Source organism: Alysiella crassa DSM 2578 (genome assembly GCF_000745955.1).
Lineage (GTDB): Bacteria > Pseudomonadota > Gammaproteobacteria > Burkholderiales > Neisseriaceae > Simonsiella > Simonsiella crassa.
The window spans coordinates 143,075-168,161 of record NZ_KN050786.1 but is presented as its reverse complement, the minus strand read 5'-3'; the positions used below and the strand labels follow the sequence as shown (position 1 = coordinate 168,161).

Below are 25,087 nucleotides of genomic sequence, written 5' to 3'. Positions count from 1 at the left end.
TCTTTTTTATTTAGGAAACACTATGTCTGATATTCAAGATAATCGTTTTGCCAATTTTGAAAAACTCATTCGTGAAGCAGGTGGCGTGTCCAAATTAGCCAAAAAATGTGGTTACGACAAACCCGCTTACCTTTATCAAGTACGCGCTAAAACCGTGAAACCCAACGGTCAGCAATTGAATATTGGCGATCGTATGGCTGCTAAATTAGAAAAAGGCATGAATAAACCAACAGGTTGGATGGATTTTAATCATGAAAACGGCGAATTTGTTGCGCCCATCGGTACGTTTCAGGCTGCCTCCACAGTTGAGCATTCACAATCTTCTGGCATTCAAACCGTTACATTGGCATTCACAGGTGCATCGGGTATGCCCTATGGCGTGCGTTTGCTGGAAGAATTATTGAAAGCAGGTAAACGTGTTTATTTGGTGTATTCGCAGGCTGCCCAAGTCGTTGCCGCGCAAGAAATGGATTTGCAGTTACCCACTAATCCTACTGACGCACAAAAAATGTTGTGCCAAAAATATCAAGTTTCCCCAGAACAACTGCGCGTGTTTGGGCGTGAAGAATGGTTTGCGCCGATTGCTTCAGGCAATAATGTGGCGGACACAATGGTGGTTTGCCCTGCCAGCATGGGTACGATTGCCGCAATTGCACACGGCTTGTCTGAAAATTTGATTGAACGCGCCGCCGATGTGTCCATCAAAGAACGCCGCCCTGTGGTAATTGTGCCGCGCGAAACGCCGCTTTCCAGCATTCATTTGGAAAATATGCTGAAATTGTCGCAAAACGGCTGCGTGATTTTACCACCTGCCGCAGGTTTCTACAACAAACCACAAACCATTGATGATATGGTAAATTTTGTTGTGGCGCGTATTTTAGACCAATTGTACATTCCCCACGCTTTAATGCCTAAATGGGGCGTGTAAGTGGAAGGTTTGTATGAACTCGTGGCGTTGTTGCTGAAATTTGTCCAATGGATTATGGACTTATTTAATTAATTTCAGGCAGCCTGAAAAAAAGCTTGACAATGCCACATTCTATCCACTATAGTTAGCTACATCATTTTTTCCCATTCTTTCAAGGATAACAACCATGAAGACAATTCGTGTACACGCTTGGTATTGGTATCGCATCTCGGTGCGGTACGATATTGTGTGCGCGTAAACTTCATTGTTTATGTCTCCATCCGACCGCCCCAAATTCATTTGCGGCGGTTTTTTTTATTCGTGCAACATGATTGCCGCCGCAATTTAAAAATCCCAAATATTTAAAATTGCAAGGACAACATCATGAACGCATTGCCCCAAATTATCCCACACCATCCAATACCAACCGCGTTGCGCAAATGCAGCTTGATTACCAATGGCAATGCTCATCGCACCGATTTGCTCGCTGCCCCTTTTGCACACCCCGACAGTATTTGCGAAGCCATGTTGCCCGAAATTCGTGCCATCGCCACCCTGATTGCCGCACAACGCCACGATTTCAACCAGCCCAGCCCCACACATTTCACGGAAGAAGCCGATTGGTTTGCTGCACGCATTTTGGTGCTGAATGTGCGTATATTTCATATGGAAATCAGTCAGTTACCCGTATTGAAATTAGCTAATCAACGCGCTGCCACATTCGCCAAAAAACACAATATTCCCTTTCAGGCTGCCTGCATTCGCGCCAGCTTGCATAGTAGCCGCCCTAAGCATATCTTATTGATGGAATGCGATTTATTGGGCGCGGCGCACGAAGATTTGCTGACAAACACATTCGCGGTAAAACAACAGTTAGGTAATTTTTTGTGCAAATTAGGTTAAATATTCCCAAAATATCACAAAGTACAGTATAGTGTGGGTAGAAAATAAACAAACACACAGGAATGTAAACCATGAAAAACTTCACAAAATCAATGATTAAAATGATTGCTGTATTAGCTTTGGGTGCGAGCGCACACACATTTGCCGCCGAAAAAGAACCACAAATCGCCAGCAATACCGCCAATTTGCCCGCCGCATTAACACAAAACATCGCCAAAACTGCTATGGCAATGGGCGTGAAAGAGCCTTTGACCATCGCCAAAGACGGCGACAATGCGAAAATTTCAGGCAGCAATGCGACTGTTTGCACGGTTAAATTGTCGGGCGAGAAAATGTTGGGTATTTCTTGCAAATAATAAATTAATCAATCAATTAGGCAGCCTGAAACCGATTTTCCGTTTCAGGCTGCCTATTTTTTATTCACACGGTATTTAGCCGTTCAAACCTTTTTTATCCAAATAGCTTTCATAATCGCCCAGATAATATTCATAGCCACCTTTGCCATCTAACTCAATGATTTGCGTAGCCAAAGACGACACAAACTGGCGGTCATGCGACACAAAAATCAAGGTGCCTTTGTATTTTTCCAAAGCCATGTTCAGCGATTCAATGCTTTCCATGTCCATGTGGTTGGTTGGCTCGTCCATAATCAGCACATTCGGTTTCAAAAGCAACAACTTACCGTAGAGCATGCGCCCTTTTTCGCCACCCGACAACACTTTCACTTGCTTGACCACATCGTTGCCGCCAAACAGCAAACGCCCCAAAGTACCGCGAATCACTTGCTCATCATCGCCTTCTTGTCCCCATTGGCGCATCCATTGGGTCAAATCCATTTCCACGTCAAAATCGTTTTCGTGGTCTTGAGGATAATAGCCGATGGTGGCTTTTTCAGCCCATTTAATGCTGCCTGAATCGGCTTGCACATCAGAATATTGCGCGTCAAACGCCCCAGCCAGCAATTTCAACAAAGTGGATTTACCCGCACCGTTTGGGCCAATAATCGCCAAACGCTGTCCTGCTTCCAAAATGAAATTCAATTTTTCAAACAAAGTGTTATCAAAAGATTTGGACAAGTTTTCCACTTCCACCGCTTGACGGTGCAATTTGTTTTTCTCGTCCGTTTCAAAGCGGATATAGGGATTTTGGCGCGTAGAAGGTTTCACTTCCACCATTTCCGCCTTGATTTTGTCCGCCTGTTTCAAGCGCGAAGTGGCTTGACGCGCTTTGGATTTATTCGCAGAAAATCGCGCCACAAATTCTTGTAATTCTTGCAATTTTTCTTTGGCTTTGGCATTGTCTTTCAAAGCGCGTTCGCGTGATTGTGCGCTTGCCAACATGTAATCATCGTAATTACCAGGGTAGATGGTAATGGTGTTGTAGTCCAAATCCGCCATGTGGGTGCAAACTTCGTTCAGGAAATGGCGGTCGTGGCTGATGATAATCATGGTGCTATCATATTGATTTAACATATTTTCCAGCCAGCGAATGGTGTTGATGTCCAAGTTATTGGTCGGCTCGTCCAGCAGCAACACATCGGGTTTGGAAAACAGGGCTTGCGCCAGCAACACGCGCAATTTAAAACCAGGGGCGACTTCCGCCATGGTGGCGTTGTGCAAATTCTCTTCAATGCCCACGCCCAGCAACAATTCGCCTGCTCGGGCTTCGGCGGTGTAGCCATCGTATTCGGCAAATTTTGCTTCCAAATCAGCCGCTTTCATGTAATCTTCATCGGTGGCTTCTGGGTTGGCGTAAATCGCATCGCGTTCGGTCATCGCCGCCCACATTTCGCTGTGTCCCATCAACACCACGTCCAATACGCGCATTTCTTCGTAGGCGAATTGGTCTTGGCGCAATTTACCCAAGCGTACGCCGTGTTCAATCGCCACTTCGCCGCTTGTTTGCTCCAAATCGCCGCCCAAAATTTTCATAAACGTGGATTTGCCTGAACCGTTTGCGCCAATTAAGCCGTAGCGGTTGCCTTCGCCAAATTTCACGGAAACGTTTTCAAATAAAGGCTTTGCGCCAAATTGCATGGTGATGTTATTGGTAGAAATCATGTGTTTTTCCTTGAATTTGGTGTGATTAAAAATTGGGGCGGATTTTAACATATTTAAACATTTCAGGCTGCCTGACAGTACACAACAATTTTTCCAATCGCCCAAATGTAGGGTTCGCCGTGCGCACCAAATGACTGAATCATTTAAATATTGTGTTGTGATTGGTGCGCCGTGCGCACCCTACTGTTATTCTTGTCGTGTACTAAAAGGCAGCCTGAAACCCATTTTAACTATATAATCACGCTACTTTAACTATCCAACAAAATTTATCCATCAAACGAGTTACCCTTATGGCAAACATTTTACAAAACGATACTTTCTTACGCGCCCTGTTGCGCCAACCCGTTGAATACACCCCCATTTGGATGATGCGCCAAGCAGGACGCTATTTGCCCGAATACCGCGCAACACGCGCCCAAGCAGGCGGTTTTTTGGATTTGTGCAAAAACACCGAATTGGCAACCGAAGTAACCATTCAGCCGCTTGAACGCTTTGATTTGGACGCGGCGATTTTGTTTTCCGACATTTTGACCGTGCCAGACGCAATGGGTTTGGGTTTGTATTTTGAAGCGGGCGAAGGACCAAAGTTTCAAAATCCCATTCAAAATGAACAAGCTGTGAGCCAGTTGCGTGTGCCTGATATGGAGAATTTGCGCTATGTGTTTGACGCGGTGGCGTCCATTCGCAAGGCTTTGAATGGGCGTGTGCCTTTGATTGGTTTTTCAGGCAGCCCGTTCACTTTGGCTTGCTATATGGTGGAAGGCGGTGGCAGCAAAGAATTTCGCACCATCAAATCCATGATGTACAGCCGCCCCGATTTGCTGCACAAAATCTTGGACGTGAACGCCCAAGCCGTAACCGCCTATTTGAACGAGCAAATCGCACACGGCGCACAAGCAGTACAAATTTTTGACACTTGGGGTGGCGTGTTGAGCCACACCGCATTCCGTGAGTTTAGCTTGCAATACATGAAACAAATCGTAAGCGGATTAAAACGCGAAAACGAAGGTCGCCAAGTGCCTGTGATTGTGTTTACCAAAGGCGGCGGTCAGTGGCTGGAACATTTGGCAGATTGTGGCGCAGACGCGTTGGGCTTGGATTGGACGACCGATTTGGCACAAGCCCGAGCGCGTGTGGGCAACAAAGTCGCTTTGCAAGGCAATTTTGACCCATTCGCGCTGTTTGGTTCGCCCGAGAATATCCGCACCGAAGTCAGCCGCATTTTGGGCGAATTTGGACACGGCACAGGACACGTTTTCAATTTGGGACACGGCATCAACCAACACACCGACCCCGAACACGCCAAAATTTTGGTGGACGCGGTGCATGAATTGTCGCGCCAGTATCATCAACAATAAATATTTTCAGGCTGCCTGAAAATCGTAGGGGGCGTACCACGCACCAAATGATTCAAATAACATGGCATTTTGGTGTGTAATACGCACCCTACAAAAAAGGCAGCCTGAAAAAAGTGAGAACAAGATGACAACTTTAGATTGGGCATTGCTTTGTTTATTAAGTGGAATTGTGTTGCTGGTGTCGGCGGTGCTGCTGCAAATGTACGTTATGCTCACCGAAACCTATACGCTTGACCGCTACAGCAACACGCCACAAATGAAATGGGTGGCGGTGGCATTGTTTTTCAGTTTCAGTTTGGCGGTGTATTGGGCTTGCCCGAATGCGCGGAAAAAAGGCGTGGTGTTTTTTATTTTGGGCGGCGGTGGCGTAATATTGTATGGATTGGGTATGTATTTGAAAAAAATCGCATTTGCTTAAAGCATGAATTGCCCATATTGAACGGATTTTCATATTAGCTATTTTATTGATTTTATATAAAAAATCACTTTTCAGGCTGCCTGAAAAACGCTAAAATTATCCCTGTTTTCCATTTAAGCAGAAAAATCATCACAATGAACACAATCAACCTGACTCGCCGCCACCTGCTGATTTCAGGCAGCGCAGCCCTTGCCTTTCCCCACATCGCGCTCGCTGGCGCACAACGCGAAGAAACGCTCGCCGATGACGTTGCCAGCGTGATGCGTAGCTCGGTGGATCACGCCAGCCCGCCGCGTTTGGTGTTTGCCCATGCGGCGGACGGACAACGCTGGCTCAATGAAATGTCGGTGCGCCTGTCGCAATTTGTCAAAGGCAGCGAATTGGAACGCCGCCGTTTGCTTACCTATATTCAATACGAAGCCACCCGCGCCGATTTGGACGTACAACTCATTCTCGGCTTGATTGAAGTGGAAAGCGGTTTCCGCCAATACGCGGTCAGTGGCGTGGGCGCAAAAGGTTTAATGCAAGTCATGCCGTTTTGGCAAAAATACATTGGCAAGGAAAACCATAACCTATTTGATGTGCGTACCAATTTGCGTTACGGCTGCACCATTTTGCGCCAATACAATAATTTAGAAAATGGCAATATCCGCAATGCATTAGCGCGTTATAACGGCAGTTTGGGCAGCGACAAATACCCCAACGCCGTGATTGGCGCATGGAAAAACCATTGGCAATGGGAAGGTTGATTTTTCAATTTTCATCCATCTGTCCTCTCCCCCGTCTTCAATGGGGGAGGGTTAGGGTGGGGGAAATTTTTGGATAAACAGACACTTACCTTACTCCACGAACCACCCCCACCCTAGCCCTCCCCCGCCAGACGAGGGAGGGAACATATTTCAGGCAGCCTGAAAACCGAAAAAAAGCGTTTCAGGCTGCCTGAAATTTGTTAAAATTTATTCATTGATTTGATTAACCCTTTTTTCAGGCAGCCCAATATGTCCGTTTACACCAGCGTATCTGACGATGAAATGCGCCAACTGCTCACACACTACGCCATCGGCGAATTTCAATCCCTGCAAGGCATCGCACAAGGCATCACCAACAGCAATTATTTTTTGCACACCACATCAGGCACTTACGTTTTAACCGTGTTTGAAGCCTTGCAAGCGCACGAATTGCCCTTTTTTCTTAAATTAAAACAAAATTTAAGCGAAAACGGTGTGGCTTGCCCCGCCCCCATCGCCCAAATCAACGGACAATTTGACGCACAATTGGCAGGCAAACCCGCCTGTATCGTCAGCAAATTAAGCGGACGCGACACCGCCAGCCCCACCACCGCACAATGCCACAGCACGGGCGCAATGTTAGCCAAAATGCACTTGGCAGGCACAACTTTCCCTGAAAAAATGGACAACCCACGCCACGCCGATTGGTGGACAACCAGCGCAGCCAAATTAGCTCCCTATTTAGATTCCCAAGACCTTGATTTATTAAATAAAGAAATTGAATTTTTAGCGCAAAACCCAGACCATCATTTGCCAAGTGGCATTATTCACGCCGATTTGTTTAAAGACAATGTTTTATTAGATGGCGAACAAGTGGCTGGTTTTATTGATTTTTATTATGCGTGTCAAGGCAGCTTCGTTTATGATTTGGCGATTGCGGTAAACGATTGGGCGCGTTTGGCAAACAATAAATTGGATACGCAATTAAAACAAGCCTTTATGGACGGTTACCAAAGCGTACGCCCACTTACCGCAGACGAATTAACCTATTTAAACACCGCCCATCGCGCCGCTTGTGTGCGTTTTTGGGTGTCGCGTTTGCTGGATTTTCATTTTCCAGCCGCAGGGGAATTGACGTTTATCAAAGACCCCAATGTATTCCGTGATTTATTGCAAACCTTTCAGGCAGCCTGAAAACCAAATTAACAAGGAAAATCAACAAAATGATGTATCACCCAGACGTGATGGGCGTGGACGCGCTCGCCGAAAAAATCCGCAAAATCCCCAATTTCCCCAAAGAAGGCATTTTGTTTCACGACATCACCACCGTGTTGCAAAGCCCAGAATATTTCCGTTTACTGGTGGATTTGCTGACTTATCGTTATATGGGGCAGAAAATTGATGTGGTGGCGGGTTTGGACGCGCGTGGTTTTATTATTGGCGCGGCGTTGGCGTATCAATTGAACGTGGGTTTTGTCCCCATTCGCAAAAAAGGCAAATTGCCCTATGAAACCATTTCGCAAACCTACGAACTGGAATACGGCAACGCCACCGTAGAAATCCACACAGACGCAATTCAACCAGCCGCCCGCGTTTTGCTGGTGGACGATTTGGTGGCGACAGGCGGCACGATGTTGGCGGGCGTGGAGCTGATTCGCAAATTGGGCGGCAATGTGGTGGAAGCCTGCGCGATTTTGGAATTTACCGATTTGGACGGCGGCAAAAAAATCCGCGAAAATCACGTTCCCCTATTTACGCTGTTGCAAAATGATGGGGCGATGTAATTAAATTAAAAAACACACGGAATACCGTTTTCCGTGTGTTTTTTGGTTTTCAGGCTGCCTGAAAGTGTAGAAAATGTAGGATGCGCCGTGCGCACCAAGTACGCTGAATAATTTAAATATTGTGGTAAATTTGATGCGCTACTGTTATTTTTATCGTGTACTGAAAGGCAGCCTGAACATCTTTAGCACCTAAAAAAACACTGTTCAACACATGAAATTAGACATAAAATAAAGCATTATTTTTCAAATAGGAGCAATGATGATGAATGCCGTTTTAGCCGATTATGCTGTGAGTGTTACTGATTTAAAACGCAATTATGCCACTATCATAAATGAAGCAGTGGGCGCAGTGGCGGTGTTGAACCACAATCGCCCCGAAGCCTATTTGGTGCCAGCCGCTTATTATGAGCAATTAATGGATTATTTGGAAGACTTGGAAGATGCCGAAATCGTGCGCCAGCGCATGAACAACGAAAAAAGTGTCAAGGTAAATTTAGATGAGCTATGAACTGGCATTTTACCCATCAGCACAGCGCGAATGGGATAAATTGGACAACAGCATTAAGCAACAATTTAAAAATGTGTTGGCAAGGCGTTTGGAAAATCCGCGTGTGCCATCTGCTGCTTTGCACAATATGCCTGATTGCTACAAAATTAAATTGCGCCGCGCAGGTTATCGTTTGGTGTATCATGTTGATGATAACGTGATTGTGGTTAGCGTGATTTCGGTTGGCAAACGTGAACGCAATGCGGTATACGATACCGCGCAAAATCGTTTGCATAATGATGAGTGAATGAAACCGCTTTGCTATGAAAAACAAAGCGGTTTCAGGCAGCCTTACAGTACACGACAATTTTTACCAACACTCAAAATATAGGGTGCGTACCACGCATCAAATCATTAAAAATATTGGGTATTTTGGTGCGTAATACGCACCCTACATATAGTTATCGTGTACTGAAAGGCAGCCTGAAAAATAATTTTCAGGCTGCAATTTAATTTATATAGTGGATTCAATTTAAATCAGGACAAGGCGACAGCGACCGCCGTGTACACATAGTACATAAGGGAGCTGGCAACGCTGTACTGGTTTAAATTGAATTCACTATACTTGAACCGACCAACTAATCTCTTCCCCAGCGCACATAGCCGCGAGTGTAAAGAGATTTCTCGTTTATTTTCAATAACTATGTTGTTTTAATTACACATTATTCAAAAAAATTAGGCGATATTTACCGATATTCAGCGACTTAAAAGGATATTCGGGGATATTTCATGTACCATATTTACACCATTTTTGAACAGGAAAACAGGTGTAAAATGGGCAGTATCATCAAACGAAAAAATCCATCGGGCGAAATTGTTTACCGCGCCCAAATTCGCATACAAAAAATAGGTTATCCCAATTTTAGCGAGAGCCGAACATTCAGTAAACGTATTCTTGCGGTTGCTTGGTTGAAAAGGCGCGAAGCAGAAATTGAAGCCAATCCCGATATTTTATTGGACGGCAAACGAAAAAGTGAAGTTTTCCCTACTTTGCGCGAAGCAATACAACGCTACAATCAAGAACATGAAGGGCAATTCGGACGAACCAAATCATCAACGCTTGAATTTATGGCAAATTTTCCGATTGGCGATATTCGGCTCAATCGTTTGCGGCGGTCGGATATTGCCGAATTTGCCATTTTGCGGCGCAATGGGCAGCCTGAAAAGGGAATTTTAGCAGTAAAGGGCGCAACCGTAGAGCATGATTTGCACCATTTACGCGCTTTAATAAAACACGCTTATTTTGTGTGGGGATTGGCGGTAGATTGGCAAAATTTGGATATGGCAATAGAAGGCTTGCGCCGTAGTCGCCTGATTAGTCGCGCCGACGAGCGGACACGTTTACCAACACGCGACGAGCTATTACAATTAACCGCGTATTTCTACCAAAGCTGGCAAAAACACTGGGGGCGATGTAAGTATCCAATGCACTTAATTATTTGGTTTGCGATTTACTCATGCCGCCGTGAAGGGGAAATTTGTCGCCTAGAATGGGCTGATTTTGACCGAGAACATCAAGAATGGCTGGTACGCGACATGAAACACCCGCGCGGCAGCAAAGGCAATCATCATACATTTTTAGTGCGCGATGATACATTAACCGTGATTGATACGCTGGCGAGCAGTGAAATTCGTGGGCGCATGGCGAAACTGGGTTTATCGCCTGATTATTTAATTGGTGGCGACCCACGCGCCATTAGCAAAGCATTCACAACTGCTTGCAAGACTTTGAATATTCAAGATTTATGTTTTCACGATTTGCGGCATGAGGGGGCAACGCGGCTCGCAGAAAATGGCTTGACCGTGCCACAAATGCAACAAATCACGCTACATCAAAATTGGAAGACTTTGCAGCGATATGTAAACATGGCAACGCGACCACGCCCGAATCGGCTAGATTTTGATGAGGCGATGGCGTTTGCCATGGCGCAAAAATGATTTCAGGCAGCCTGAAACCAAAATTTCAGGCTGCCTGAATTTAATGATTGACCTTTTCCCATTCGCGCTTGGCTTCGGCTTTTTTCGCGTCAATCCACATTGCCAAATCTTCAATGGAAACAAAGTATTCGGCTTTTTGACTATTCGCAGCTTTGAATGCAGGGAATGGCAGCGTTTGTGCCGCAGCTTGTTCTTTTGCTGTTTTAAGCGATAAATGCGTTAAATAATCGCTGCACACATCGGCAAGCGGGATAATCGTATCTTGATAACGAAGCGCAAGCATAAATGCGGTGCTGAGTTGGGTTCTGTTTCTCATGCTTACCCCTTTAAAATTATTCTGAAAATGAATAAGTTAGATGATTATTCAAATATTCAATCGCCAAAATATCTGCTACAAATTTTTCGTGATTGATTATGCTGATGCCCGTGCGGTGTTCAAATGGAAGCAGCCATAAGTTTTTGGATTTATGCAAAAATTCCATCAAAAATTGACTGTCTGTGGCTTTGTCCCATGTTTCTGTGCGTAAATCAGCTATTTTTGTCGGCGGGTCTAAATGCACAATGCACTCTGCGACACGGTATAAATCCAATGCAGCCTGCAAAATCAGTTTGCGAAATTGCGTTTCAGGCTGCCCGAATTCCTTGGCGAGCGTGCGACTGCTTGCACCTTTTTGAATGGCTTTCATCGCGTCCAATACTTTGATTCCATGTTTATTATAATCAATCACATACAGAGCCATTTGAACCGCCGTACAGTATTGGCTAACAATATCCGCCGCTTCCTTGCTAATCAGTTCGCGCATAAACACTTGTGTCCATTCGTCCAATTCAATCAGGGGCATGGTAGCGATAGGCTGGCACTTTAAGGCTGTCTGCGCGGTTTCACAAATCTGTAAAAGCCGTTTACTTTCAAACAGTTTAGCGAATACCATCATATTTCGCGCCAATTTTTCATAATTTCCAATGGCGTGAATCAGATTTTCGCCATTGCGAATTTGGGCGAGCGCAAAGCGGTTTTCGGCTGCGATTTCGGCGATTTCCGCTTCGCTGTGTGGCGTACCGCTCTGCAGCCGCTCGCGTTCCATTTCGCGCATTTTGCGGAAAGCAGCGATTTCATGGGCTGTGCGACCTGTGCGTGGTTTGCCTGTAATGATGGTTTTGCTTTGTTTACGCGCCCAGTCGTTTTCTTTTTTGGCTTTTTTCGCGGCAAATTTTTCTTTTAAGCTCATGATTCAGTTTCCGCAAATTCAGAATGGGTTTTCAGGCTGTCTGAATGGTTTTGGGCGTGGACAAAACGGCGAAATACCGCGTATGCTGCAATCACAGGCAAACTAAATAAAATCATCAATAACAATGCTTTAAACATAAATTCAACGGCTTGTAATGCAGTTAAATTGAAATACCAAATCAGAAAGTCTGTCATGATTTTTTCCTTTGGGTGGGGTTTCAGGCAGCCTGAAAATTCAGGCTGCTTTTGATTTTGGGTTAGTAAATCGCGTTTAAATTGGGCAATGGGAGCGTATCGGGGCGGATTTGATGTAATAAATCTGCAAATGTCATCAATCCCTTGCCCTCAATTTCGCTCATAACTTCACTAAACAAATCGTAAGGCAACGGCGTTTTGCAGCGCGCAATACGCACAATACGATTTGATGGGCATGGTGGAATGTGCAAATTTGTTTGAAAAATCAGGGCAGAAGCCTTGCCATCGTAGAATTTGGTATTGGGCGTAGCCAAAATTTTCTCTTCCATTTGTTTGTAAAAATCGCCTTGCAATTCATCAATAAATTGCAAATAAGGCAGGTATGCTCCATTAATATCCAGTCGCGTTTTGTTGCCAAAAATGGGCTTTAAAATCACTTGGGTAAACAATGTTTTACCTGCGCCTTGTCCATCACAAAACGCGATATGCGTTTGAATGGGCGCGGCACGCAATGCACCTGCAATCCATTCTAGTGTGCAAATAGTAGCAGCTTCAGGGTCGGCGCAATCGCTATGCAAATGTTGCAATAAAGACAAAATATTTTGACAAGCTGGGAAAGCAGCTTTTACTTCTGCCAAACGTGTGCTTTGCATTTGAGCAATGCTGAAATGAACACGGTCGTCTTCGTTGATTGCAACAGGCTCGGTTGATGAGCTAACGGAAATTTGAGTTTGGGTCATGATTCATACTCCAAAAAAAGTTAAAAAATGGGTTTCAGGCAGCCTGAAATAAATCGGGTTGTGTTTTTTTGATTTTGACTGACGATAGGCGCGGTTTACTTTTACGCGATGCGGTCGCTTCAGTTGCCACTTTGTCGTTGAAATAGCAGCGTTGAATATAGGTTCGCGCTTCTTTGAGCGTGTCGCACGGGCGCAAGGGGTATTCACTAAACAAACCATCTTTGCCGCGCCGCCAAAATGCTAAGCCTTTGCGTTCGGGGACAAATTCTGCTACGGCAATCGGCTTGTGTGCGATGTTTTTTAATGGGTGGATTTGGATTACGATACTTTCCATTTCAGGCTACCTTATTTAATTGAAATAAATGCAATGCCCGAATGATACGATATTGAATTACAAAATTCAATACAGAATTGGATAATTTAATTCAAAACTGAATTAATAGATTGAATTAACAATAAAAAAACCCACTCTTGAAGCATAAGAGCGGGTTTTTTATTATAAAGCGAATTTAAAAATCAACTTGTTTTTCAAAAACAACACCTTTAATCATACTGAAATCGTTTAATTCCATGATTAACGGATTCCAGTTGGGGTTTAATGCGTATAAATACATTTTATCACCTTCAATATATAACTTTCTAAAAGTAAATCCTTTTGTGTCATCAATTTGTACAATTACAAGACTGCCATTTACCGCAGTTTTATCAGGGTCTACTAAAATAACATCATTATCTTCAAATGATTCACGATGCCCATAATTTAACATACTAATACCTGCCACCCTTAAGGCAAATGTATTTTTGCCGTGCCGCCGTGTTGTACTTCGCCATTCTTGAATTGTTATTGCATTATGCTCCATAGAAATCCAATCTTGAATATTTTTCCAATCAATAATTGGTATTCTACCGTGTAAGCCCATGATTGGTAAAGTATTAGAATGGCTGGCAGTTGTTAAATCTCTCATTCTCAAATCTGCAACTTCTACGCCAAAATAATCCGCAAATGGCTGTAAGCTGGTTTCTTTTGGGTCTTCGGTCTCTCCTGTGATAATTCTAAAAAGCGTTGGTTGATTTGCTTTTGAATTTGGATTTTCTTTTTTAATTTCAGCTACTAATGATGTTGCATTAAAACCTTGCCTCTCCATCAAATAAGCTAAATTTTTTCCCGCAACACTAATTTTTTGAGTACTCATAATAAAACCTTTTTATTCAGTCAAAAATGCTCTAAATGAAAGCTCAATGATACGGTAACGTATCAATAACCGCATTAAATAATTCGTTATTGAATTGACTGTAATTTAAAAATGAATTATCATATTTGCATTGATTTAGCGAGACAAGGAATTTCTTATGAAAACCACACAACAATTACTTAATGAACTCATTGATTTAGGACAAAGTCAGCATGAAATTAGCATTGCAACCAAAGTCCCTCAACCAACCATCAGCCGCATTATCGCAGGGTTAAATCAGACCCCATTTTCAAGACGGCATAAAGAGATTTTTGAATATCATCAATCTATTATGCAGATGGAAAATGAGTAGATAGTTTAAGTTTACCCTGTTCCAGCCATTTTTTGACCCTGCTGGATTTTATGCCTGCCCAATCCCTGAATTGGGGGGGGCAGGTCTTTTTGTTGCCTTTTTTCAGGCAGCCTGAAATTTTAGAGAGTTGATTATGAATAATAAAATCTCAAAACAAGACATTGAGCAAGCCGTAGGCGGCAATTGGACGACTTTGTTAGAGCGCGTAGGTGTGCCAAATGATTTGTTGAATGGCAAACATCAGCCCTGCCCAAATTGTGGCGGTACAGACCGCTACCGCTATACCAATCATAAAAATTCAGGCACTTGGATTTGTAACCAATGCCAGCCTGATGGCGCAAGCCCGTTTGATTTGGTAATGGCGGTGTATGGCTGCTCGTTTGTAGAAGCCAAAGAATTGATGGCAGACGCGTTGGGTTTGTCGGTAAGCGAAAACGGCAAAACATTCACAGCGAAACCTTTGCCCGAACCTGTCAAAAAGCAGCCTGAAAACCGCTTTACGCCGATTGTGCCTGTGCCTGATTATGCTTTAAAGTCAATGACTTTCTTTCATAAATATCGCAATGATAAAAAAGGCGAATACCCTGTTATGAAACACGTTTTCAGAGATGAACAGGGGCGTATTTTGGGTGGCGTGGGTCGGTTTATCGGCTCGGACGGTCGCAAAGTGGATTTGCCATACACGTTTTGCCACGACAGTAAAACAAACACAAACGGCTGGCAATACAAATGCTGGGACGGTTTGCGCCCGCTTTATGGTTTGGAAGTCTTGGCGCAAAATCCAGATAAAATCGTGCTGGTCGTGGAAGGGGAAAAATGCAAACAAGCTGCTCACTATGCTGAATTGGGTGTAGTGGCAGTAACATGGCATGGCGGCTGCAATGCGTGGGACAAATCAGACTGGTCGCCGCTCGCGGGTCGACGCGTGATTTTATGGGCAGACGCAGACAGCAAACGCATTAAACCCAATAATCAGCAAATTCAATCAGGTATGACGGAAGACAATGCGCCATTTTTGCACAAATACAAGCAGGGCGGCATGAAAGCCATGATGGGTGTGGCTGAAAAATTGACCGAATTGGGTTGCGATTGCGCGTTTGTGAAGCTGCCCGATGTAGGTGTGTTGCCTGATGGCTACGACATTACAGACGCATTGGAAGAAGGCATTTACGCGAAATTGCCACCGCATGATATTTTGAGTTGGCAAAATATGGGCGATTGGCTGATTGATTTTGCAGACTTAAAAGCTGATTTTGCAAGAGTTTTCGCGCATTCAGAAAAAAGGAGTGTGTGCGCTGATGAATCTGTTAAAATGTTGGAAAATTCAGGGGCGCACACACAGCCTATTGGGGTGTTTGCGGGGCAAACACAGGGCGAAAACGCGGTAAATGATGAAGAATTTGGCAACTTACCACCACAAGACAACTTATTAAATCATTTGCTTGAAAATTATGCAGCGATTGGGCAAAAAGAAAAAGCCATTAATTTAGTAACAGGTGAAACTTTATCGCGCCGTCAATTAGAGAAAATTTTTACCAAAGACGCGGTTTTGAACTGGACCTACCACAAAAATCAACGTAGGCTGCCTGAATTTGAGGCGCAAATGTTAAGCAGCAAATTGGTTTTGGAAGCTAAAGCAAAAAATCGTGATTTTGCCAACATATTGAATCGTTACATTTATTTGGACGGCACAACTGATGCTTACGACATCAAATTAGATGACGTGGTGAGCTTGGCGGCAGTTAAAGCAGCCATTCCTGAAGAATTTGAAGATTGGGCAAAATCACCTGCTCGCTTGGTATGCCCAATTAGCAATTATGTGTTTGACCCGAAATTGCCTGTTGGTATTTCTTATTATGAAGATGATGATGGCAATAAAAATGTGTCATACATCAATAAGTTCAATGGTTTTGATATTGAATTTGAAAAACTACCTGAAATGCCCGAGAAAACTTTATTGCATGAAATGTATCCTAAATTTTCAGGCTGCCAAGAAATTTTAGGCTTAATTTGGCATTTATGTTCAGGTAATGGCGAGGTGTCCATGCGTGTTTATCGCTGGGTTTTGTGTTGGTTGGCGTGCCGTTTGCGTTTTCCTCATGAAAAACCACCTACTACATTGGTTTTTATTTCAGAAGTGCAAGGTGTCGGGAAATCTACATTTGCAGACAAGGTGCTAAAAGGTTTATTTACCAAATATTATCGTAAATTAAACCAGAATGCGTTAGAAAGCCGTTTTAATTCATCACTGAAATTTGCACTTATGACTGTTTTTGAAGAAATTGCGCCGTCTGATGAGCGCATGAACGTAATTGGTAAGTTGAAAGACATGATTTCAGGCGAAACCATTATGATTGAAAACAAAGGGCGAGATGTACAGGAATTTAGTGATTTCAACAGCTATGTCATCAACTCTAATGATGCCCGTTCAATCCCGATGGAAACCAATGACCGCCGTTTTATGACGATGCATTGCAAAGAAAAATATTCAGAAGAGGCACACGAGCGTTTAATGGCTGAAATAGAAAATGGTGGGTTGTCTGTATTTGCTGAATTTCTCCATGCACTACCTTTGTTTTATAGTGATAATGATGGAAACTGGCGCAAGTTTACCCCCCATAGTAAGCCAATCATGACCCCAATCAAGCAGCGCATGATTGGGTTGAGTAGGCAAAGCTGGGAAGCATTCTATGAAGCATGGAAAAATGGCGAAATTGAAAATTTGCCATTTGTTTCATGTCGTAAAAAAGACTTGTGGGCGGTTTATGTGTGGTGGTGTGATTACACAAAAACATTCAAAATGTCGCAAGATAAATTTTTCAATTCAATTGCTTGTAAATTTGAACGTGTTTATCGTACACAATGTAAATTGGAATGGGATACAAAAAAAATTGATGTTTTTGTGTTGCCACACTCTGAAATTGATGGCGAAAAATATCCTGAACCTAATACGGCGCATACTGCTCGTTCTGGCTCGCATGGGGAGCTTATCACAATAGCAGAATATTTGGGTAAGCAAGTAGTCGCTTTCAATAAAGCAGCAAGTATTCATTTGCCTCATTTGCCTGCATTATAATGTCATTTGGACGGATTAGGACAGTATTTAGACACCATTTTTCCAAGCAAAAAATACTTATAAAACATGATTTAGACAATCTTTCCAATTTGGACAGAGTTTTTAATCCGTGCGCGAGAATATTTTGTTCTCGCGCTTTTTATTCTATTTTGCTTTTTTATTTTTTATTCTCTATAAACAATTTTAAATACTGTCCAAATTGGAAAGATTGTCTAAATCATGTTTTTAAAGGAAAAAAACAGTCAAAAAAATGGAAAAATGTTGTCTAAATCTGTCCAAATGGATTATCTATTTTCAGGCAGCATGAAAAACTTTATAATTGCCTGAATTGAAAATAAAAGCCTTGCAATAATGACAGGGCTATCAGGTTTTAAGGGTCATTGCTTTGGATTTGAGTAATGACAAAAGACAATTTGTTGGCAGTTCGTGCCCTGCTTACAGGCTGGGCAAAGTGGAAAAAAAACATTGAAATCACACATGAGTATTTGTCGCCCCCAAATTTGATTTATCGCTTGATGTCGGGCGATGTTGGCGGTGGCAGTGGTTTTGGCTCGGTTGAGCCGTTGGGCATTTGCCAAAAGCGACAGCACAATCCAATTTTTTATCGGCTGGATTGTCTGATTGAACACTTACCAAATCGCAGGCGTGAGACCATTTTTTGTGAGTTTTTGTTGAGTTGCTCACAAAAAAAGAAAGCGGAGTTAATGTCTATCAGTTTGAAGGGGTATGAAAGAAATTTAAATTTATCGTTAAAACAAATTCTTGATGATGATTTTGTTAAAAATCTTGTTAATCGCGCTTGACTTTGTAGGGTTTTAACATCAAAATGTGCAAAAATTTGGCTTAAATGCGATTAAGCCAAAGATGCAGATTAACCAAACCGCCGTTTGCTTTGTGCAACACGGCGGTTTTGCTTTGGGATTTTGTGTTGTGGCAAGATTAAAAACAGTCAAATCGCGCTTGTCGGTTGCGCCATCAAACCGAATTTCAGGCAGCCAGCCTGAAAATTGGGGGCAAGGTCGTGGTGGTCGGGCTTGGCGGCGGTTGCGTGAGCAGGTTTTGTTGCGCGATAAGTACACTTGTCGTCATTGCCAGCGTGTTTGCCTGCCTGAAAACCTGTGTGCCGACCACATTATCAACCGTGCGCGTGGCGGAACGGACGATTTGGGTAATTTGCAAACGCTTTGTACCGATTGCCACAAGGTAAAAACCGCGAATGAAAGTCAAATGGGGTGGGGGTAGCAAAAGTCTGGCAGGGCTTGCCTGCGGACACCGCCCGTACTCCCATTCGCAGAAAAAATCCCCCTGAAAATGTGTTAAAGTTAAACATTTAACATCATGAATTTCATTCATCTTTCCCCATTTTCAGGCAGCCTGAAACCGCCCACACAGAAAGGAGGCGACACATGACAAAAGAAGAAAAATACCGCGCATTCGCCGCCGCAGTCGTGGCGGGTAAAAGCAACAAAGAAGCCGCGATTTTGGCGGGCTACAAAGCCGAAACCTCCAGCCAAGCAGGTAGCCGCTTGGCGAAAGACCCTGAAATAATCCGCCTAATCGCGGAAATGAAAGGCGAACCGCTTTCAGGCAGCCTGAAAGCCGAGCCATCGCCAGCCACACCCCAAAATCCACCACCACAAACCAGCGAAACCCCCACGCCCACCGCGCCTGATGAATACGTTGTGATGATGAAACAGGTCATCGGCACGGTGGAGATTGAAAAGCCCGTTATTTTTCGTGGCAAAATCGTGGAATTTGAGGGCAAACAATACAACCAGCTTGACCCGAAAGACCGCTTGGAGCTATCCATGCTGGGGATTATTCGGTTGAGCAAAGAGCAGCAAGATTCCGCCAAAGCCCTGCTGCCATTCGTTCACGGCAAAGTGGGCGACCAGGGCAAAAAAGAAACCGAATTAGAACGCGCCCGCAATGCTGGACAAAGCAGCCGCTTTAAAGCATTGGACGCGCCACAACCAATCCAAATGAGCCTGTTGAACTGAAATGCGCCACCCACACTACACCACAGCTTGCCCCGATTGGCAGCAACGCATACGCACCAAACAATCGCTCGTACCCTGCCCCGCCATTTACCCTGAACAAGCGGAACTCGCCTTGCGCGTGTTCAAAGAATTGGTATTGGCGGACGTGGCGGGTGTTCCCAAAATTGGCGACATCACGCGCCAATGGGTTTACGATTTTGTCGGGGCGATTTTTGGCGCGTACAATCATGAAACAGGGCAACGGCTAATCCAAGAATTTTTCTTGTTAATCAGCAAGAAAAACGCCAAATCCACCATTTCGGCAGGGATTATGCTTACGGCGTTGATTTTGAATTGGCGGCATGAAGCCGAATTTTTTATCATCGCCCCCACAGTTGAAGTGGCAAACAACAGTTTCAAGCCTGTTCAAGCGATGATTAAAGCCGACCCCGAATTGTCGGACCTGTTCAAAATCAGCGAACACACGCGCACAATCCGCCATCAACTGAAAGGCGCAACGCTGAAAATTTTGGCAGCCGAAAGCGACACCGTTTCAGGCATTAAGGGGACGGGTGTGTTGATTGAAGAAGTATGGCTGTTTGGCAAAAGACCACGCGCAGCAGATATGTTTGTGGAAGCAAAAGGCGGTTTGGCTTCGCGCCCCGAGGGCTTTGTGATTTATTTGTCCACGCATTCGGACGAAGCCCCAAGCGGTGTGTTTGCCGATTTGCTCAAACGCGCCCGCGATGTGCGAGACGGCAGAGTGGAGAACAAACGCTTTTTGCCTGTTTTGTATGAGTTTCCCGATGAGATGATTGAAAATGGGGAACATTTGCTGCCTGAAAATTTTTACATTACCAATCCAAACCTAGGGGCTTCCGTTTCGGAAGCCTTTTTGCTGGGCGAGTATCAGACCGCGAAACAGGACAATGACATTGCCGTGCGCCGCTTTATGGCAAAACACTTGAATGTGCCGATTGGTTTGTCGCTGACGGCAAATTATTGGGCTGGCGCGGAATTTTGGCAGCAACAGGGGACTTTGGTTTCAGGCAGCCTGAATGATGTGCTGGAAAACAGTGAAGTGGTAACGGTGGGCATAGACGGTGGTGGATTGGACGATTTACTGGGCTTGGCGGTGGTGGGGCGCAACAAAGCCAATCCGCGTGAATGGTGGGCGTGGCACCACGCTTGGGCGCACCCATCTGTGTTGCAAAGGCGCAAGGAGATTGCCAGCAAATTGCACGATTTTGCCAAACAGGGCGATTTAACGCTGGTAAACCGCATAGGCGAAGACACGGCAGACATTGCCGCCATTTGCGCCCAAATCAACCAAATGGGCTTGTTGGACAAAATTGGGCTGGACCCGAGCGGCGTAGGCGCGATTTTGGACGCGCTGCTGGAACAAGGCATTGCCGAAACGCAAACGGTGGGCGTGTCGCAGGGTTGGCGTTTGGGTGGCGCAATCAAAACCACGGAGCGCAAATTGGCGGAAGGCTGCCTGAAACACGGCAATCGCCCGATGATGGATTGGGTGGTGGGCAATGCCCGAGCCGAAGCACGCGCCAATGGCATTTTAATCACAAAACAGGCAAGCGGCAGCGCGAAAATTGACCCGCTTATGGCATTGTTTAATGCGGTGCATTTGATGTCGCTTAATCCTGCCGCGCCACAGGAAAGTGTGTATGAAACGCGCGGTATTCGCATGATTTAAAACGCCGTTGATTTCAGGCAGCCTGAAATAAAAAATTTGAAAGGGATTAAATATGAAATTTTTGATTATCTTAACCAGTTTGTTGATGTTGGCAGCTTGCGGTGAAATTGAAGCCGAGAGCGCGAGGCTTAAAGAACAAAAAAAGGTAGAAATGGAGAACCAAGGACGCGTTAAGGTAACGCGCATTGCCCGTTTTCATGATGACCTTGCATACCAAAACAATCGCGGTATCTACTTGATTAAAGACAATAAAACAGGAAAAGAATTTATTGGCATTTCGGGAATTGGCATTACAGAAATTGGCTCACATTGGGTTGGTAAAAGTCCCGTTAGTGATGAACGCTGACTTTCAGGCAGCCTGAAACGAAGTTCAGCGTAGCTAAAATGATTTGAGACAAGACAATGGCAAAACACAAAAAAACACCACGCCGCCCACGCTCGCAAAACGACAGCCAAAAATTCAATGGGCTAAACGACCCTGCGCTGTTGGAATTTATCCGTTCGGGGCAGATTGGCGCACAAGTCCGCGACCGCAAGGCTTTAAGCAATATGGCGGTGTTGCGCTGTGTGAGTTTGATTTCACAAACGGTGGGTATGTTGCCGCTCAATCTGATTGAGCGCGGCGAAAGCAAGCAAACCGCACAAAACCACCCTGCTTTTTATCTGCTCAAATACCAGCCCAACACCTACCAAACTGCTTATACATTCAAAACCTTAATGCAATCATGGGTTTTGTTGTATGGCAATGCTTATGCCAAGATTGTGCGCGGTGTGGGCGGTAAAGTCATGGCGTTGCACCCCATACACCCCAATCAGGTGCAGGTGGAACAAAATGATGATTTTTCAATCAAATACACCGTTACCAGCAAAAAAGGCAACATTGTGGTGCTGGACGGCAAAGATGTTTTGCACCTGCGCGATGTCAGCGAAGACGGCATTGTGGGCGTATCGCGCATTAAATTGGCAGCCAAAGCCCTAGGGATTGCCTTTGACGCGGAAAATGCGGCTGAAAACCTGTTTAAAAATGGGGTGCTGGCTGGTGGGGCTTTGTCCACGCCCAATAAATTGAGCGACAACGCCTACAACCGTTTGCTGGACAGCATGGCAAAACGACACAAGGGTGTTGAAAATGCTGGCGATTTCATGATTTTGGAAGAGGGCTTGAAAGCGGAAAAGTGGGCAAACAGCGCAAGCGATGCCCAACACCTTGAACAGCGCAACCACCAAATTGAGGAAGTCGCCCGATTGTTTGGCGTGCCGCGCCCCCTGTTGATGATGGACGACACAAGCTGGGGCAGTGGCATTTCGCAGCTTGGTTTGTTTTTTCACAAGTACAGCCTGTTGCCGATTTTTACGATGTGGGAACAGGCTTTGCAAATTGCGCTGTTGTCGCCCAGTGAGCAGCGCGATTTGTCGTTTAAATTCAATGCAGACGCGATTTTGCGCGGCTCGCCCGAAGAACAAGCGGCTTATTTCAGTAAGGCTTTGGGGAGCGGTGGAGCGAAAGGCTGGCTGACGCAAAACGAAGTGCGCGAAAAAACCGATTTTCCGCGCATGGACGACCCCGAGGCGGATAAATTACCGCAGCAAAACAACAGTAAAAACAAGGATAAAGACAATGTATCTGATTGAAAAAGGCGATGTGGTCAGACACATTCGTTTGGGTAAGCTGATGTTGGTGCTTGCCGATGAAAACGACAAAAACGAAGTGGAATTGCGTGATTTGAGCGGTTTGGAATACGTTGAGCCATCGTTTGACCTTGTGAAATGTTGGCAAAATGACCCTGATGTGCAAGCGTTTATCCAAAAAATGAATGATTTGCAGCCTGAAAAGGAAAACAGCAATGAGCATTAAAAAATTACCTGAAATCCAAGCCAAACAAAGCAAAAACATCAATTTTGACCCACGCGAAGACGCGCTGGCGCATTGGCAACCTGAAACGCCACGCGCTGCCCAATCGGACGGCAATGTTTTGGAACTGTATGGCATTGTGGGCGATGATTGGAGCGGCACACCAACACCCATTACACCGTCTGCCGTGTCCGAATTTTTGCAAGGTAAGGGCGATGTGGTCGTGAACATCAATTCCCCCGGTGGCAGCTATTTTGATGGCATTGCGATTTACAATTTGCTGATTGCCCACCCCCATAAAATCACGGTGCAGGTGTTGGGCGATGCGGCAAGCGCAGCCAGCGTGATTGCCATGGCTGGCGATGAGATTTTGATGGGCGAAGGCACGTTTATGATGATACACAACTGCTGGGGCTATTGTGTAGGCAACCGCGTGGATTTGCAGCAATCCATGGACCTGATGGCGGAGATTGACGGTGCAATGGCGAATTTGTATGCCACGCAATCGGGCAAAGACCACGCCGACATCGTGAAAATGATGGACGCGGAAACTTGGCTCAATGCGGAAAACGCGATTGAGCAGGGTTTTGCCACAGGCAAGCTGCCTGAAAAAGTGAAAACCGAACCCGACCCAAATCAAGCCCAACGCAAAGCCAAGGCGCAAATTGAACAAGCCCTACGCGCCCAAGGTTTGAGCCGCAGCCAATCGCGCCAAATTTTGCAAAATTACAAAGCCGACCCCATGCCACGCGCTGCGGTCGGTTCTTCTTTGGTCAAGCCACGCGCTGACTATTCCAAAATTCTTGAACAATTAAACTCTTTGGAGCATTAACATGATGAAAAACATCACAAAAGCACCCATTTCACGCGGTTTGCAAGCCGTGTTTGCACAAGCCAATGAAGATGATGGCGTGGCGCAAATTTTGGCAAAAATCAATGAATTGAAAGCCAGTAAAGACAATGAAATCAGCGCATTGAAAGAACAAATCGCCAAAGCGGCTGATACCGAAACCGTGAACGCACTGAAAACACAGTTGGCGCAAAGCGAACAGACCATCAACAGCTTGTCGGAACAGATTGCTGCCTTGCAACTGAATGGCGGTGTGGGCAGCCCGAATGCGGCAGATAAAGCCGCGCATGACGCGATTTTGGCTTATATGCGCATGGGCGACATTCACAGTGAATTGAAAAAATCGGACAATGGCAACGGCGGTTATCTTGTGCCGACCGAGTGGGACAGAACGATTACCGATAAATTGCAAGAGTTTTCGCCTGCCCGTCAGGTTTTCTTTGTTCAGCCGACCAGCAAGCCGACTTTTGAAAAGTTGTACAACCTGCATGGCTCAACAAGCGGTTGGGTGGGAGAAACGGACGAACGCCCCAATACCAACACCCCCACATTTAAAACGCTGAAATTTGAAACAGGCGAAGTTTATGCCAATCCATCTGCTACACAGCAGATTTTGGACGATGCCGAGATTGATTTGGGGCAATTTTTGGCAACCGAAGTGCAGAATGAATTTACCCTGCAAGAAAATAAAGCCTTTTTTACAGGCGATGGCGAAAACGGCAAGCCAACGGGTTTGCTGACTTATGCGGAAGGTGGCACAAATGCCACCAAGCACCCGTTGGGCGCGATTAAAGTTGTGAAAAGCGGTGATGCCAATAAAATCACTTACGATGGTTTGATTGATTTGGTGTACAGCTTGCCCAGCATTTACGCGCAAAATGCCCAATTTTTGATGAGCCGCAATACCATTGCTGTTGTCCGCAAGCTCAAAGACGCGGACGGCAACCCCATTTGGCAGCCCAGTTTGCAAGCAGGACAGCCTAGCACTTTGTTGGGCTATCCCGTTGTTGAAATGGCAGAAATGCCTGATGTGGCAGCCAATGCTTTGCCGATTGCTTTTGGTGATTTTAAACGCGGCTACATGATTTTAGACCGCAAGGGCGTTTCGGTTTTGCGGGATAATTTGACGAAAAAAGGCTATGTGCAGTTTTACACCACCAAGCGCGTGGGCGGTGGCGTGAGCAATCCCGAAGCCATGCGTTTGCTGAAAATTGCGGCGTAATTGCCATTTTTCAGGCAGCCTGAAATGGTGGGTGCAAGCACCCACC

General features: G+C 45.1%; 29 protein-coding genes. 22 read left to right on the top strand and 7 right to left on the bottom strand.

Features of this window, described 5'->3' with window-relative positions:
* The first annotated feature begins 22 nt into the window (after window positions 1–22).
* The 3 genes from Q338_RS15245 (at window position 23) to Q338_RS13270 (ending at window position 2,166) form a co-directional block, all read left to right on the top strand.
* Entirely contained in the window at window positions 23–928 is a 906-nt protein-coding gene (locus Q338_RS15245) for a flavin prenyltransferase UbiX (RefSeq protein WP_084693614.1), read from the top strand.
* A gap of 363 nt (window positions 929–1,291) precedes the next feature.
* On the top strand, window positions 1,292–1,810 hold the full coding sequence (locus Q338_RS13275; protein WP_034296452.1) for a hypothetical protein: 519 nt from the start codon (window positions 1,292–1,294) through the stop codon (window positions 1,808–1,810).
* 71 nt (window positions 1,811–1,881) lie between these two features.
* Window positions 1,882–2,166 (top strand): hypothetical protein, encoded by a 285-nt coding sequence (locus Q338_RS13270; RefSeq protein WP_244772896.1) that lies wholly within the window; start codon window positions 1,882–1,884, stop codon window positions 2,164–2,166.
* Between the two features lie 75 nt (window positions 2,167–2,241).
* On the opposite strand, the gene Q338_RS13265 is transcribed toward Q338_RS13270, so the two are convergent.
* Window positions 2,242–3,870, bottom strand: coding sequence for an ABC-F family ATPase (locus Q338_RS13265; RefSeq protein WP_034296549.1), 1,629 nt, complete (start codon window positions 3,868–3,870; stop codon window positions 2,242–2,244).
* A 290-nt stretch (window positions 3,871–4,160) separates the two neighbouring features.
* On the opposite strand from Q338_RS13265, the gene hemE reads away from it, so the two are divergent.
* From hemE to Q338_RS13225, 8 genes are all read left to right on the top strand, one after another.
* Entirely contained in the window at window positions 4,161–5,228 is a 1,068-nt protein-coding gene (gene hemE, locus Q338_RS13260; protein WP_034296449.1) for a uroporphyrinogen decarboxylase, read from the top strand.
* A 124-nt stretch (window positions 5,229–5,352) separates the two neighbouring features.
* Window positions 5,353–5,646, top strand: a complete 294-nt coding sequence (locus tag Q338_RS13255; RefSeq protein WP_034296446.1) for a hypothetical protein — start codon at window positions 5,353–5,355, stop codon at window positions 5,644–5,646.
* Window positions 5,647–5,780: 134 nt separating this feature from the next.
* Complete coding sequence (locus Q338_RS13250; protein WP_034296444.1) at window positions 5,781–6,395, top strand: lytic transglycosylase domain-containing protein; 615 nt, start codon at window positions 5,781–5,783, stop codon at window positions 6,393–6,395.
* Window positions 6,396–6,644: 249 nt separating this feature from the next.
* The gene (gene thrB, locus Q338_RS13245) at window positions 6,645–7,568 is read left to right on the top strand and encodes a homoserine kinase (RefSeq protein WP_034296442.1); all 924 of its coding nucleotides are present in this window, start codon (window positions 6,645–6,647) and stop codon (window positions 7,566–7,568) included.
* A gap of 29 nt (window positions 7,569–7,597) precedes the next feature.
* Window positions 7,598–8,158: an adenine phosphoribosyltransferase gene (locus Q338_RS13240; protein WP_034296439.1), complete on the top strand. Its 561-nt coding sequence runs from the start codon at window positions 7,598–7,600 to the stop codon at window positions 8,156–8,158.
* 259 nt (window positions 8,159–8,417) lie between these two features.
* Window positions 8,418–8,666, top strand: coding sequence for a type II toxin-antitoxin system Phd/YefM family antitoxin (locus Q338_RS13235; protein ID WP_245946741.1), 249 nt, complete (start codon window positions 8,418–8,420; stop codon window positions 8,664–8,666).
* The gene (locus Q338_RS13230) at window positions 8,656–8,952 is read left to right on the top strand and encodes a type II toxin-antitoxin system RelE family toxin (RefSeq protein ID WP_034296434.1); all 297 of its coding nucleotides are present in this window, start codon (window positions 8,656–8,658) and stop codon (window positions 8,950–8,952) included. The genes Q338_RS13235 and Q338_RS13230 overlap by 11 nt, the downstream gene beginning before the upstream one ends.
* A gap of 527 nt (window positions 8,953–9,479) precedes the next feature.
* Window positions 9,480–10,643 (top strand): tyrosine-type recombinase/integrase, encoded by a 1,164-nt coding sequence (locus Q338_RS13225; protein ID WP_034296432.1) that lies wholly within the window; start codon window positions 9,480–9,482, stop codon window positions 10,641–10,643.
* 40 nt (window positions 10,644–10,683) lie between these two features.
* Here the strand turns inward: Q338_RS13225 and Q338_RS13220 are convergent, their stop codons facing one another.
* From Q338_RS13220 to Q338_RS13955, 6 genes are all read right to left on the bottom strand, one after another.
* Window positions 10,684–10,959: a pyocin activator PrtN family protein gene (locus Q338_RS13220; RefSeq protein WP_034296429.1), complete on the bottom strand. Its 276-nt coding sequence runs from the start codon at window positions 10,957–10,959 to the stop codon at window positions 10,684–10,686.
* 16 nt (window positions 10,960–10,975) lie between these two features.
* Entirely contained in the window at window positions 10,976–11,872 is an 897-nt protein-coding gene (locus tag Q338_RS13215; protein WP_034296427.1) for a hypothetical protein, read from the bottom strand.
* Window positions 11,869–12,066 (bottom strand): hypothetical protein, encoded by a 198-nt coding sequence (locus tag Q338_RS13210; RefSeq protein ID WP_034296424.1) that lies wholly within the window; start codon window positions 12,064–12,066, stop codon window positions 11,869–11,871. The genes Q338_RS13215 and Q338_RS13210 overlap by 4 nt, the downstream gene beginning before the upstream one ends.
* A gap of 62 nt (window positions 12,067–12,128) precedes the next feature.
* Entirely contained in the window at window positions 12,129–12,806 is a 678-nt protein-coding gene (locus Q338_RS13205) for a hypothetical protein (protein WP_034296421.1), read from the bottom strand.
* A gap of 34 nt (window positions 12,807–12,840) precedes the next feature.
* Entirely contained in the window at window positions 12,841–13,140 is a 300-nt protein-coding gene (locus Q338_RS13200; protein ID WP_034296419.1) for a hypothetical protein, read from the bottom strand.
* Window positions 13,141–13,315: 175 nt separating this feature from the next.
* Window positions 13,316–13,999, bottom strand: a complete 684-nt coding sequence (locus Q338_RS13955; RefSeq protein ID WP_051968668.1) for a LexA family protein — start codon at window positions 13,997–13,999, stop codon at window positions 13,316–13,318.
* Window positions 14,000–14,156: 157 nt separating this feature from the next.
* Here Q338_RS13955 and Q338_RS13185 point away from each other — a divergent pair, with 157 nt between their 5' ends.
* From Q338_RS13185 to Q338_RS13135, 11 genes are all read left to right on the top strand, one after another.
* Window positions 14,157–14,351 (top strand): helix-turn-helix domain-containing protein, encoded by a 195-nt coding sequence (locus tag Q338_RS13185; RefSeq protein WP_034296417.1) that lies wholly within the window; start codon window positions 14,157–14,159, stop codon window positions 14,349–14,351.
* Window positions 14,352–14,484: 133 nt separating this feature from the next.
* Entirely contained in the window at window positions 14,485–17,427 is a 2,943-nt protein-coding gene (locus Q338_RS13180) for a DUF5906 domain-containing protein (protein WP_051968667.1), read from the top strand.
* Between the two features lie 398 nt (window positions 17,428–17,825).
* Window positions 17,826–18,230 carry a hypothetical protein gene (locus Q338_RS13175; RefSeq protein ID WP_034296415.1) on the top strand — a complete coding sequence of 135 codons (405 nt, stop codon included), beginning with the start codon at window positions 17,826–17,828 and terminating at the stop codon, window positions 18,228–18,230.
* A 61-nt stretch (window positions 18,231–18,291) separates the two neighbouring features.
* On the top strand, window positions 18,292–18,669 hold the full coding sequence (locus tag Q338_RS13170; RefSeq protein WP_084693613.1) for an HNH endonuclease: 378 nt from the start codon (window positions 18,292–18,294) through the stop codon (window positions 18,667–18,669).
* Between the two features lie 164 nt (window positions 18,670–18,833).
* Window positions 18,834–19,427 carry a terminase small subunit gene (locus tag Q338_RS13165; RefSeq protein ID WP_034296413.1) on the top strand — a complete coding sequence of 198 codons (594 nt, stop codon included), beginning with the start codon at window positions 18,834–18,836 and terminating at the stop codon, window positions 19,425–19,427.
* 1 nt (window position 19,428) lies between these two features.
* A complete protein-coding gene (locus Q338_RS13160) occupies window positions 19,429–21,117 on the top strand; it encodes a terminase large subunit (protein ID WP_034296411.1) in 1,689 nt (562 codons plus the stop codon).
* Between the two features lie 52 nt (window positions 21,118–21,169).
* Window positions 21,170–21,463: a hypothetical protein gene (locus Q338_RS13155; protein WP_034296409.1), complete on the top strand. Its 294-nt coding sequence runs from the start codon at window positions 21,170–21,172 to the stop codon at window positions 21,461–21,463.
* A 56-nt stretch (window positions 21,464–21,519) separates the two neighbouring features.
* The gene (locus Q338_RS13150; protein WP_034296407.1) at window positions 21,520–22,749 is read left to right on the top strand and encodes a phage portal protein; all 1,230 of its coding nucleotides are present in this window, start codon (window positions 21,520–21,522) and stop codon (window positions 22,747–22,749) included.
* Window positions 22,736–22,972, top strand: coding sequence for a hypothetical protein (locus Q338_RS13145; RefSeq protein WP_034296403.1), 237 nt, complete (start codon window positions 22,736–22,738; stop codon window positions 22,970–22,972). Before Q338_RS13150 ends, Q338_RS13145 begins: the two co-directional genes overlap by 14 nt.
* Window positions 22,962–23,801 carry a head maturation protease, ClpP-related gene (locus tag Q338_RS13140; RefSeq protein WP_034296401.1) on the top strand — a complete coding sequence of 280 codons (840 nt, stop codon included), beginning with the start codon at window positions 22,962–22,964 and terminating at the stop codon, window positions 23,799–23,801. Before Q338_RS13145 ends, Q338_RS13140 begins: the two co-directional genes overlap by 11 nt.
* A gap of 1 nt (window position 23,802) precedes the next feature.
* Entirely contained in the window at window positions 23,803–25,041 is a 1,239-nt protein-coding gene (locus Q338_RS13135) for a phage major capsid protein (RefSeq protein ID WP_034296399.1), read from the top strand.
* Window positions 25,042–25,087 lie beyond the last annotated feature (46 nt).

Bases quoted from the DNA above. Each gene is read 5' to 3' on its own strand.
- Q338_RS15245 (WP_084693614.1), top strand. From the start codon at position 23: ATGTCTGATATTCAAGATAATCGTTTTGCCAATTTTGAAAAACTCATT.
- Q338_RS13275 (WP_034296452.1), top strand. From the start codon at position 1,292: ATGAACGCATTGCCCCAAATTATCCCACACCATCCAATACCAACCGCG.
- Q338_RS13270 (WP_244772896.1), top strand. From the start codon at position 1,882: ATGAAAAACTTCACAAAATCAATGATTAAAATGATTGCTGTATTAGCT.
- Q338_RS13265 (WP_034296549.1), bottom strand. From the start codon at position 3,870: ATGATTTCTACCAATAACATCACCATGCAATTTGGCGCAAAGCCTTTA.
- hemE (WP_034296449.1), top strand. From the start codon at position 4,161: ATGGCAAACATTTTACAAAACGATACTTTCTTACGCGCCCTGTTGCGC.
- Q338_RS13255 (WP_034296446.1), top strand. From the start codon at position 5,353: ATGACAACTTTAGATTGGGCATTGCTTTGTTTATTAAGTGGAATTGTG.
- Q338_RS13250 (WP_034296444.1), top strand. From the start codon at position 5,781: ATGAACACAATCAACCTGACTCGCCGCCACCTGCTGATTTCAGGCAGC.
- thrB (WP_034296442.1), top strand. From the start codon at position 6,645: ATGTCCGTTTACACCAGCGTATCTGACGATGAAATGCGCCAACTGCTC.
- Q338_RS13240 (WP_034296439.1), top strand. From the start codon at position 7,598: ATGATGTATCACCCAGACGTGATGGGCGTGGACGCGCTCGCCGAAAAA.
- Q338_RS13235 (WP_245946741.1), top strand. From the start codon at position 8,418: ATGATGAATGCCGTTTTAGCCGATTATGCTGTGAGTGTTACTGATTTA.
- Q338_RS13230 (WP_034296434.1), top strand. From the start codon at position 8,656: ATGAGCTATGAACTGGCATTTTACCCATCAGCACAGCGCGAATGGGAT.
- Q338_RS13225 (WP_034296432.1), top strand. From the start codon at position 9,480: ATGGGCAGTATCATCAAACGAAAAAATCCATCGGGCGAAATTGTTTAC.
- Q338_RS13220 (WP_034296429.1), bottom strand. From the start codon at position 10,959: ATGAGAAACAGAACCCAACTCAGCACCGCATTTATGCTTGCGCTTCGT.
- Q338_RS13215 (WP_034296427.1), bottom strand. From the start codon at position 11,872: ATGAGCTTAAAAGAAAAATTTGCCGCGAAAAAAGCCAAAAAAGAAAAC.
- Q338_RS13210 (WP_034296424.1), bottom strand. From the start codon at position 12,066: ATGACAGACTTTCTGATTTGGTATTTCAATTTAACTGCATTACAAGCC.
- Q338_RS13205 (WP_034296421.1), bottom strand. From the start codon at position 12,806: ATGACCCAAACTCAAATTTCCGTTAGCTCATCAACCGAGCCTGTTGCA.
- Q338_RS13200 (WP_034296419.1), bottom strand. From the start codon at position 13,140: ATGGAAAGTATCGTAATCCAAATCCACCCATTAAAAAACATCGCACAC.
- Q338_RS13955 (WP_051968668.1), bottom strand. From the start codon at position 13,999: ATGAGTACTCAAAAAATTAGTGTTGCGGGAAAAAATTTAGCTTATTTG.
- Q338_RS13185 (WP_034296417.1), top strand. From the start codon at position 14,157: ATGAAAACCACACAACAATTACTTAATGAACTCATTGATTTAGGACAA.
- Q338_RS13180 (WP_051968667.1), top strand. From the start codon at position 14,485: ATGAATAATAAAATCTCAAAACAAGACATTGAGCAAGCCGTAGGCGGC.
- Q338_RS13175 (WP_034296415.1), top strand. From the start codon at position 17,826: ATGACAAAAGACAATTTGTTGGCAGTTCGTGCCCTGCTTACAGGCTGG.
- Q338_RS13170 (WP_084693613.1), top strand. From the start codon at position 18,292: ATGCAGATTAACCAAACCGCCGTTTGCTTTGTGCAACACGGCGGTTTT.
- Q338_RS13165 (WP_034296413.1), top strand. From the start codon at position 18,834: ATGACAAAAGAAGAAAAATACCGCGCATTCGCCGCCGCAGTCGTGGCG.
- Q338_RS13160 (WP_034296411.1), top strand. From the start codon at position 19,429: ATGCGCCACCCACACTACACCACAGCTTGCCCCGATTGGCAGCAACGC.
- Q338_RS13155 (WP_034296409.1), top strand. From the start codon at position 21,170: ATGAAATTTTTGATTATCTTAACCAGTTTGTTGATGTTGGCAGCTTGC.
- Q338_RS13150 (WP_034296407.1), top strand. From the start codon at position 21,520: ATGGCAAAACACAAAAAAACACCACGCCGCCCACGCTCGCAAAACGAC.
- Q338_RS13145 (WP_034296403.1), top strand. From the start codon at position 22,736: ATGTATCTGATTGAAAAAGGCGATGTGGTCAGACACATTCGTTTGGGT.
- Q338_RS13140 (WP_034296401.1), top strand. From the start codon at position 22,962: ATGAGCATTAAAAAATTACCTGAAATCCAAGCCAAACAAAGCAAAAAC.
- Q338_RS13135 (WP_034296399.1), top strand. From the start codon at position 23,803: ATGATGAAAAACATCACAAAAGCACCCATTTCACGCGGTTTGCAAGCC.